This is a genomic window from Streptomyces sp. NPDC056628, from assembly GCF_042792555.1.
Classification (GTDB): domain Bacteria; phylum Actinomycetota; class Actinomycetes; order Streptomycetales; family Streptomycetaceae; genus Streptomyces.
Window position 1 is genome coordinate 113,587 of sequence record NZ_JBHTWG010000020.1, and the last position, 9,043, is coordinate 122,629.

Annotated in this window: 7 protein-coding genes; 1 reads left to right on the forward strand and 6 read right to left on the reverse strand. The window is 73.0% G+C overall.

Going from position 1 to position 9,043, the window contains the following annotated elements:
* Positions 1–5: 5 nt before the first annotated feature.
* The 6 genes from cimA to ureA form a co-directional block, all read right to left on the reverse strand.
* Entirely contained in the window at positions 6–1,610 is a 1,605-nt protein-coding gene (gene cimA, locus ACFRAC_RS23420) for a citramalate synthase (RefSeq protein ID WP_382926837.1), read from the reverse strand.
* Positions 1,611–1,916: 306 nt separating this feature from the next.
* The gene (locus tag ACFRAC_RS23425) at positions 1,917–3,203 is read right to left on the reverse strand and encodes a TolB family protein (protein WP_382926840.1); all 1,287 of its coding nucleotides are present in this window, start codon (positions 3,201–3,203) and stop codon (positions 1,917–1,919) included.
* Positions 3,204–3,328: 125 nt separating this feature from the next.
* On the reverse strand, positions 3,329–3,928 hold the full coding sequence (locus ACFRAC_RS23430) for a TetR/AcrR family transcriptional regulator (RefSeq protein ID WP_382926843.1): 600 nt from the start codon (positions 3,926–3,928) through the stop codon (positions 3,329–3,331).
* Between the two features lie 10 nt (positions 3,929–3,938).
* Positions 3,939–4,958 carry an agmatine/peptidylarginine deiminase gene (locus tag ACFRAC_RS23435; RefSeq protein ID WP_382926845.1) on the reverse strand — a complete coding sequence of 340 codons (1,020 nt, stop codon included), beginning with the start codon at positions 4,956–4,958 and terminating at the stop codon, positions 3,939–3,941.
* A gap of 9 nt (positions 4,959–4,967) precedes the next feature.
* A complete protein-coding gene (locus ACFRAC_RS23440; RefSeq protein WP_382926847.1) occupies positions 4,968–6,677 on the reverse strand; it encodes an urease subunit alpha in 1,710 nt (569 codons plus the stop codon).
* The gene (gene ureA / locus ACFRAC_RS23445) at positions 6,674–7,369 is read right to left on the reverse strand and encodes an urease subunit gamma (RefSeq protein WP_382926850.1); all 696 of its coding nucleotides are present in this window, start codon (positions 7,367–7,369) and stop codon (positions 6,674–6,676) included. The genes ACFRAC_RS23440 and ureA overlap by 4 nt, the downstream gene beginning before the upstream one ends.
* Positions 7,370–7,499: 130 nt before the next feature.
* On the opposite strand from ureA, the gene ACFRAC_RS23450 reads away from it, so the two are divergent.
* Positions 7,500–8,951, forward strand: a complete 1,452-nt coding sequence (locus ACFRAC_RS23450) for a cytosine permease (RefSeq protein ID WP_382926853.1) — start codon at positions 7,500–7,502, stop codon at positions 8,949–8,951.
* Positions 8,952–9,043: the final 92 nt, after the last annotated feature.

The window sequence follows — 9,043 nt, forward strand, 5'->3', positions numbered from 1 at the left end:
CGGCACTACTGGGCGGGTGCGACCCCCGCCCGCAGCAGCCCGTAGGTGTACGCGTCCTCCAGGGCCTGCCAGGAGGCGGCGATGACGTTCTCCGCCACCCCGACCGTGGACCACTCGCCCGCTCCGTCGGACGTGGAGATCAGGACACGGGTGGTGGACTGGGTGCCGTGGACGCCCTCCAGTATGCGGACCTTGTAGTCCACGAGGTCCAGGGCGGCGAGCTGGGGGTAGATCTTCTCCAGGGCGACCCGCAGCGCGCGGTCGAGGGCGTTGACCGGGCCGTTGCCCTCGGCGGTGGCGACGATGCGCTCGCTCTTGGCCCACAGCTTGACGGTGGCCTCGTTGGCGTGGCTGCCGTCGGGGCGGTCCTCGACGATCGCGCGCCAGGACTCGACGTCGAAGTACTTCAGCGGCGCGCCCTCGACCTCGGCGCGCAGCAGCAGCTCGAAGGAGGCGTCGGCCGCCTCGTAGGTGTAGCCCTTGAGCTCGCGCTCCTTGACCCGCTCGACGACCCGGCCGACCAGCTCGCGGTCGCCGCCGAGGTCGATGCCGAGTTCCTTGCCCTTGAGCTCGACGGAGGCGCGTCCGGCCATGTCGGAGACCAGCATCCGCATGGTGTTGCCGACCTGCTCGGGGTCGATGTGCTGGTACAGGTCCGGGTCGACCTTGATCGCGGAGGCGTGCAGTCCGGCCTTGTGGGCGAAGGCGGAGACGCCGACGTACGGCTGGTGCGTGGAGGGGGTGAGGTTCACGACCTCGGCGATGGCGTGCGAGATCCGGGTCATCTCGCGGAGCCGGCCCTCGGGCAGGACCTTCTTGCCGTACTTCAGCTCCAGGGCGGCGACGACCGGGAAGAGGTTGGCGTTGCCGACGCGCTCGCCGTAGCCGTTGGCCGTGCACTGGACGTGGGTGGCGCCCGCGTCGACGGCGGCGAGGGTGTTGGCGACCGCGCAGCCGGTGTCGTCCTGGGCGTGGATGCCGAGCCGGGCGCCGGTGTCGGCGAGGACGGTGGAGACGACCGCCTGGACCTGGGCGGGGAGCATGCCGCCGTTGGTGTCGCAGAGGATGACGACGTCGGCGCCGGCCTCGGAGGCGGTCCGGACGACGGACTTCGCGTACTCGGGGTTCGCGCGGTAGCCGTCGAAGAAGTGCTCGCAGTCCACGAAGACCCGGCGGCCCTCGCCGACCAGGTACGAGACGGTGTCGCGGACCATCTCCAGGTTCTCGTCGAGGGTGGTGCGCAGCGCCAGCTCGACGTGCCGGTCATGGGACTTGGCGACGAGGGTGACCACCGGGGCGCCGGACTCCAGCAGCGCCTTGACCTGCGGGTCCTCGGACGCCTTGCCGCCGGCGCGCCGGGTGGCGCCGAAGGCGACGAGCTGGGCGTGCCGGAACTCGATCTCCTCCTGGGCGCGGGCGAAGAACTCGGTGTCGCGCGGGTTGGCGCCGGGCCAGCCGCCCTCGATGAATCCCACGCCGAAGTCGTCCAGGTGACGGGCGATGGCCAGCTTGTCGGCGACGGTGAGGTTGATGCCCTCCCGCTGGGCGCCGTCGCGCAAGGTGGTGTCGAAGACGTGGAACGAGTCGTCGAGCTCGCTGGTTGGCGTCATGTCGTAAGGCTCCTGTACTGGATCTCGGTCTACCGGAATGACCGGCTCCACCGCCCCCACTTATGGTCCCTCACGCTCTCCGCCCGGCTGCGGGTGGGCCGGGAAACAGAAAAACCCCTCGCGGGTGCGAGAGGTCTGCGCGCGGGTCGAGGACGACGGTGTCCACCCGTACCTGGTCGTACGTGGCGGTCACTGCGGACCGGCGCGCCTGCTGCCAATAATCATGGCGAACGAGAGCACGGGTGCAGTCTGGCACAGACCGCCCCCGTGCTCACCGTCCGTCTCAGGATGCGAACACAGCGCTGATCATCGACGGTGGCGGACGAAGCCGTCGACGGCCGCGTTCGTGTCACCGGCGACGAGCTGGGACGAGGCGCTGCCGAGGGCGATGCGCCGGGCCCCGGCGCTCACCGAGGTCAGCCAGACCGATCCGTCCGTCACCGGACCGCCGGTCAGGGACGCGCTGACCAGGCGGGTGCCGCCGGTACGCAGGTCGCGCAGATAGACGTTGGCCGGGCCGGCCGTGCCGTCGGGCAGGCGCGGGGCGGCCTCGTAACCGACGTACCGGCCGTCGTCGCTGATCACCGGCCGGTCGGGCAGGGTCTCGCCGTCGGGGCCCGCGTCGATCCGGCGGGTGACGTCGGTGCGCAGGTCGCGGACGTACAGGTCGGAGGCGTCCGGGCCGCCGCCGGGGACCAGGTCCTCGTCCCCGTTCTGGAAGGCGACGGTACGGCCGTCCGCGGAGAGGGTGGCCGGCATGGCGTAGCGCGCGGCCGGGGAGCCGTCCGCCTTGACGTTGACCCGCTCCTCGGTGCCGGTGCGGCGGTCGTGCACCCAGGTGACGCCGCTCGAGCCGCGCGGGACGGACTGGGTGTACAGCACGTACCGGCCGTCCGCGCTGACGTCCTGCAGGAGCGCCGGGTCGGTGGGGCGGTCGGTGTTGCCGACCCGCTCGGTGCGGCCGGTGCGGCGGTCGTGGACGTACACGGCGCCGAACAGGTCGCGGGCACCCTCCTCCATCCGGTCGGCCTTGGCGTTGAAGACGACGTACCGGGCGTCGGCGGACAGCTGGGCGCCGGCCGTGTACGCGGAGCCGCCGTCGAAGGCGACGCTGATCCGCTTCGTGGTGCCGGTGCGCCGGTCGTGCAGGTAGACGTCCTCCGCCCCGGCGTCCGCGGGCGGGGTGTCCCAGGGGACCAGGTCGCGGGCGCGCGAGCCGAACAGGACGTACCGGCCGTCGGCGCTGATGTCCCGCAGCGAGGAGCCCTGGTCGGCCTGGGCGCCGTCCGAGGCGACGCTGACCCGTTCGACGGCCCCCGTGCGCGCGTCGCGCACGAAGACGTCGGCGGCCGCGTTGGTGTCGCCCGGCACCAGGTTGGCGGCGTCCGCCGTGAACGCGGCGAAGCGGCCGTCGGCGCTGAGCCGGGGCGCGGACGCGTGGCCGTCGCCCTGCTCCCCCGTGGCCGAGACGGTGACCCGCTCGACGGGCGGGGCGGCGGGCGCCGCGGCGGCCCCTGGCCCGGTCAGTGCCGCCGTGGCGGCGGCCAGGACTACGGCGACGGCGAGCGCGCGCGGACGCGCGGTGCGATGCATAAATGGTCCCCCTGTGATCCCCGTGGACGCTTCTCCCCCGGCCCCGCGCCGAGGGCTCCGACGAGCCGAACGCGTGGGGCCGTACCGGGTCAATCCCCCGAATTGGGTACAACCGGGAAGCGGTCTCAGGCGTCCGCGAGGAGGCTGTCGTCGAGGAACTCCCGTACGTGGCGCAGGATCTGGGCGCGGTCGGTGCCGCGCAGGCCGATCGCCACATGAATGGAGAAGCCGTCGAGGAGGGCCCGCAGGCGGGCGGCGAAGCGGTCCGGGTCGACCGCCCGGAACTCCCCGCGCGAGGTGCCTTCCGCGACGAGTGCCACGAGGTCCCGGTGCCAGGCGCCCTCGATGGCGGCCTGCCGGTCCCGGGCGTCGTCGTCGGCGTTCTGCGAGCGGTTCCAGACCTCCAGCCACAGCGTCCAGTGCGGGTCGCCCTGGCCGTCGGGGACGTACAGATCGACGTAGGCGTCGAGCCGTTCCCGCGCGGACGCGCCCCGGGCGAGCAGCCGGCCGCGTTCGGCGCCGAGCCGGCCCTCGCTCCACTCCAGGGTGCGCAGCAGCAGTTCGTCCTTGGAGTGGAAGTAGTACAGGAGGTGGCCGCTGCTCATGCCGACCTCGCGGCCGAGCGCGGCCATGGTCAGCTTCTCCAGGCCGCGTTCGGCGATCATCTCCATGGCGGCGGCGAGGACCCGCTCGCGCGGCGGGGCGTTCCGGCGCGCACCGGCCATGGGTCGGCTCCTAGTGTTTCGGCTGCTGCTGGGTGATGCAGTGGATGCCTCCACCGCCCGCGAAGATGGTACGGGCGTCCACCAGGGTGACCGTGCGCCCGGGGTACAGGCGGCGCATGATGCCGGCCGCGATCTCGTCATGCGGGTCGTCGAAGGCGCACAGCACGACGCCGCCGTTGCAGACGTAGTGGTTGATGTAGGAGTAGTCGGCCCAGTGGCCGTCGTCGTCCTTGAGCACGGTCGGCGCGGGCACCTCGACGACCTCCAGGCGGCGTCCCCGGGCGTCGGTCGCGCCGCGCAGGATCTCCAGGTACTCCAGGGAGCGGGCGTGGTCCGGGTGGTCGGGGTTCCGCTGGCTGTGCACGACGACGGTGCCGGGCCCGGCGAAGGCGGCGACGATGTCGACGTGACCCTGGGTGCCGTACGTCCCGTAGTCGCCGGCCAGGCCGTGCGGGAGCCAGATCGCCTTGGTGGTGCCGAGCCGGGCGTGTATCTCCGCCTCGACCTGCTCGCGGCTCCAGCCGGGGTTGCGTCCGGCGCCGAGCTGGACGGTGTCGGTCAGCAGGACCGTGCCCTCGCCGTCGACGTGGATCGCCCCGCCCTCGTTGACCAGCGGCGAGGAGTGGACGGGGACACCGGCGAGGCCGGCGACATGGCGGGCGATCCCGGCGTCGTGCTCCCAGCGGGCCCAGTCCTGACCGCCCCAGCCGTTGAACACCCAGTCCACGGCGGCCAGCCTGCCGTCCTCGTCCTGGACGAAGGTGGGGCCGATGTCCCGCATCCACGCGTCGTCGAGGTCCCCCTCGGTCAACTCGACAGCGGAGCCGAGCAGTTCGCGCGCCGAGGCGGCATCGCCGGGGGCGTGGACCATGGTCACCGGCTCGAACCGGCGTATCGCACGGGCCACTTCGGCCCAGGCGGTGCGGGCCTCGGCGAGTTCGGCGTCGGTGGTGAAGGTCGGGTTGGGGCGGGGCCAGGCCATCCAGGTGCGCTCGTGCGGGGCCCACTCGGGGGGCATGCGGAAGTTCATCACCACGTCCTAGAGGAAGTACAGGCGGTTGAGGGGGACGGAGTCGGCCGGCTCCGAGCGCAGCGGCTCTCCGTCGAGGGTGACCAGGCCGGTGCGCCCGTCGACGTCGACGGCGCCGACACGGTTGTTCAGGCGCAGGTCGGCGGGTCCGATGCCACGGGTGCCGCGCACGGCGACCCGGCGCCGGCGGGTCGGCACCGAGTCCCCGCCCCGGTCGAGGGCGGCCTGCGCGACGAAGGCGACCGAGAGATCGGCGGGCGTAGCGCCGTACGCCCCGAACTGCGGGCCGAGCACGAGGGGTTCACAGGTGTCGGTCGCCGCGTTCGGGTCGCCGACCACGCCGTACGCCGGGAAGCCGGCCTTGAGGACGAGCTGCGGCTTGGCGCCGAAGTACTCCGGGCGCCACAGCACGATGTCGGCGAGCTTGCCGACCTCCAGGGACCCCACCTCGTGGGCGAGGCCGTGGGCGATCGCGGGGTTGACGGTCAGCTTGGCGATGTAGCGCAGGACGCGCTCGTTGTCGTGGTCCTCGGGCGCCCCGAACTGGGCCTTCATCTTCCCGGCCATCGCGAGGGTGCGCCGGACGGTCTCGCCGGCCCGGCCCATGCCCTGCGCGTCGGACGAGGTGATGCCGATGGCGCCCAGGTCGTGCAGGACGTCCTCGGCGCCCATGGTCCCGGCGCGGATGCGGTCGCGGGCCATGGCGGCGTCGCCGGGCAGGTCGGTCTTGAGGTCGTGGACGGAGACGATCATGCCGTAGTGCTCGGCGACGGCGTCCCGGCCGAACGGCAGGGTGGGGTTGGTGGAGGAGCCGATGACGTTCGGCACGCCCGCCATCCTCAGGACGTTGGGGACGTGCCCGCCGCCGCAGCCCTCGATGTGGAAGGCGTGGATGGTGCGGCCGTCCAGGACCTTCAGGGTGTCCTCGACGGACAGGCACTCGTTCAGGCCGTCGCTGTGCAGGGCGACCTGGACGTCGTGCTCCTCGGCCACGCGCAGCGCGGTGTCCAGCGCGCGGGTGTGGGCGCCCATGTCCTCGTGCACCTTGAAGCCGGAGGCGCCGCCCTCGGCCAGGGCCTCGACCAGGGGCGCCTCGTGGGAGGACGAACCCCGGGCGAGGAAGCCGATGTTGACCGGCCAGGCGTCGAAGGCGCCGAACGCGTGCCGCAGCGCCCAGGGCGAGTTGACGCCGACGCCCCACACCGGCCCGAACTCCTGGCCGATGATGGTGGTGACGCCGGAGGCGAGCGACGCCTCCATGACGCGCGGCGACAGCAGGTGGACATGGGTGTCGACGGCGCCGGCGGTGGCGATGAGCCCTTCGCCGGAGACGATCGACGTGCCGGTGCCGACGACGACGTCGACCCCGTCGAGGGTGTCCGGGTTCCCGGCCCGCCCGATGGCGCTGATGCGCCCCTGCCGGATGCCGATGGACACCTTGCGGATGCCGAGGACCGCGTCGACGACCACGACGTTGCTGATGACGACGTCGCACGTCTCGCGGACGGCGGCGGCCTTCAGGTGCAGCCCGTCCCGGGCGGTCTTGCCGAACCCGGCGAGGAACTCGTCGCCCGGGCGCTGGGAGTCGGACTCGACGCGGATGACCAGCCCCGAGTCGCCGAGCCGGACGCGGTCGCCGGCGCGGGGGCCGTGGGTGGCGGCGTACTCGTGCGGGGTGAGGCGGCGGGCCTCGGCGGGGTGTCCTCCGGGGCGGCTCATCGGCCGGCCTCCTTCTCGTGTACGCCCAGGTAGCCGCAGGCGGCGGCGCGGCGCAGGGCCTCCTCGCGGGCCCCGGGGGCGTCCAGCGGCCCGTCGACGAGGCCCGCGAAGCCGATGGCGACGCGGTCGCCGCCGATGGGCACCAGCCCGACCTCGGCGCTCTCCCCCGGCCCGAACCGCACGGAGGACCCGGCGGGCACGGCGAGCCGCATCCCGTACGCCCGCGCGCGGGGGAAGTCGAGGCGCGGGTTGGCCTCGAAGAAGTGGAAGTGGGAGGTCACGGAGACCGGCACGTCGGCGGTGTTGGTGACCGTCAGCCGCAGGGCGGGCCCGGGTTCGGCGTGCTCGGGCCCGGGCAGCAGGGCGCCGGGGGCGCGGTCGCCGAGGCCGCCGCCGATCGGGTCGGTGACCACCGCGAGCCGGGAGCCGTCGTCGAATACGGCCTCGACGTGCACTTCGGTGACGACGTCGGCGACGCCGGGCAGCACGTCGTCCGGGCCGAGCACGGAGCGGGCCCGCTCGATCGCCTCGGCGAGCCGGGCGCCGTCGCGGGCGGCCTCGCACACCGTGTCCGCGATGAGCGCGGTCGCCTCGGGGACGTTCAGGCGCAGTCCGCGGGCACGGCGGGTTCGCGCCAGTTCCGCGGCGCCGAAGAGCAGCAGCCGGTCACGTTCCGTGGGCGTCAGTCTCATGCCGCGACCTCTCCTTGCCTGACCGAAGTTAGACCAACACTCTAAACATGATTCGCTTGTCATCCAAGGGTTGACGACGACGGCACTCCTCCCTCAGATTGAACGCCACTCTAATCGAGGGAGAGCAGCCATGCAGAGGGAAGCGCGCGGAGTCGACACCATCCCCGAGGAGGAACGCACCAGCGGGCCCAAGGACCTCGTCTCGATCCTGCTCGGATCGAACCTCTGCCTCGGCGTGATCATCTTCGGCTGGCTGCCCCCGTCCTTCGGGCTCGGCTGGTGGGCCTCGGTCAGCTCGATCGTGCTCGGCACCCTGGCCGGCACGGTCCTCACCGCCCCGCTGGCCCTCGTCTCGCTGCGCACGGCGACCAACCTCTCGACCTCCTCCGGCGCCCAGTTCGGGGTGCGCGGCCGCCTGGTCGGGTCGGTGGTCGGGCTGCTGCTGGCGCTGGGGTACTCCGCGCTCACCGTGTGGATCGGCGGCGACGTGATGGTGGGCGTGCTGGGCCGCCTGACCGGCATGCCGGCGAACGACGTCTCGTACGGCCTCGTCTACGCGCTACTGGCCGCCGCGACCGTCGCGGGCGCGGTGTACGGCTACCGCGTGCTGCTCGCGATGTCCCGGATTCTCGCCATCGGCATGACGGCCCTGCTGATCCTCGGCGTGGTCGCCTACGCCCCGCACTTCACGACGGCCGCGCTGCCCGAGGCGGGCGGCTATCTGCTGGGCGGCTTCTGGCCGACCTGGCTGCTGGCAGCGGTCGCGGCCGGCCTGTCGGGGCCGATCGCCTTCATCACCCTGCTCGGCGACTACACCCGCTACATCTCACCCGCCCGCCACGGCGCGCGCCGGGTGCTGCACGCGACCTGGCTCGGTCTGATCCTGGGCCTGCTGGTGCCGCAGCTCTTCGGCACCTTCACGGCGTACGCGGCGCGCGCGGCCCTCGAATACGCGGGGCCGCTGGTCGACGCCTCCCCGGGCTGGTACCTGCTGCCCCTGCTGCTGGCCGCCTCGGCGGGCTCGGTCGGCAACGCGGGCCTGATGCTCTACTCCATGGGCCTGGACCTGGACGCGATCCTGCCGCGCGCGTCCCGCGCGACCGCCACGTACGCGGTCGCCGTCGTCGCCACCGTGTGCGTCTTCGCCGGTCACTACGCCTCCAGCACCCAGGACGCCATGACGTCGTTCGTGCTGCTGCTGACGGCGATCGGCACACCCTGGGCGGTGATCACCCTCATCGGCTTCGTCCGCTGCCGGGGTGTGTACGACGCTGAGGCGCTCCAGGTGTTCAACCGCAGGGCGCGGGGTGGCGTCTACTGGTACCGGGCCGGCTGGCACGTACGGGCGACGGTGTCCTGGGCGCTGGGCGCGGTGGTGGGCGTGCTGGCGGTCGCCCTGCCGTCGTACGAGGGGCCGCTGCTGGGCCTGACCGGCGGGGTGGACTGCAGCTTCCTGCTGTCGGGGCTGGTGGGGGGTGTGGCGTACGCGCTGCTGACCGGCGGCGGCAACGCGGGCACGGACGGAGCGGCCGCCGTGGACACCGGGTCCGCGGCGGCCGTCAGGGTCCCGTCCGACGGTTAGGGCGTGTTTCGAAAGTCCCGTCTGGTCCGCGACGCCTGGCACGGCGCCTCGCCGCGTTGTCGGGATCGTCCGCGTACGCCCAGTACGCGGAC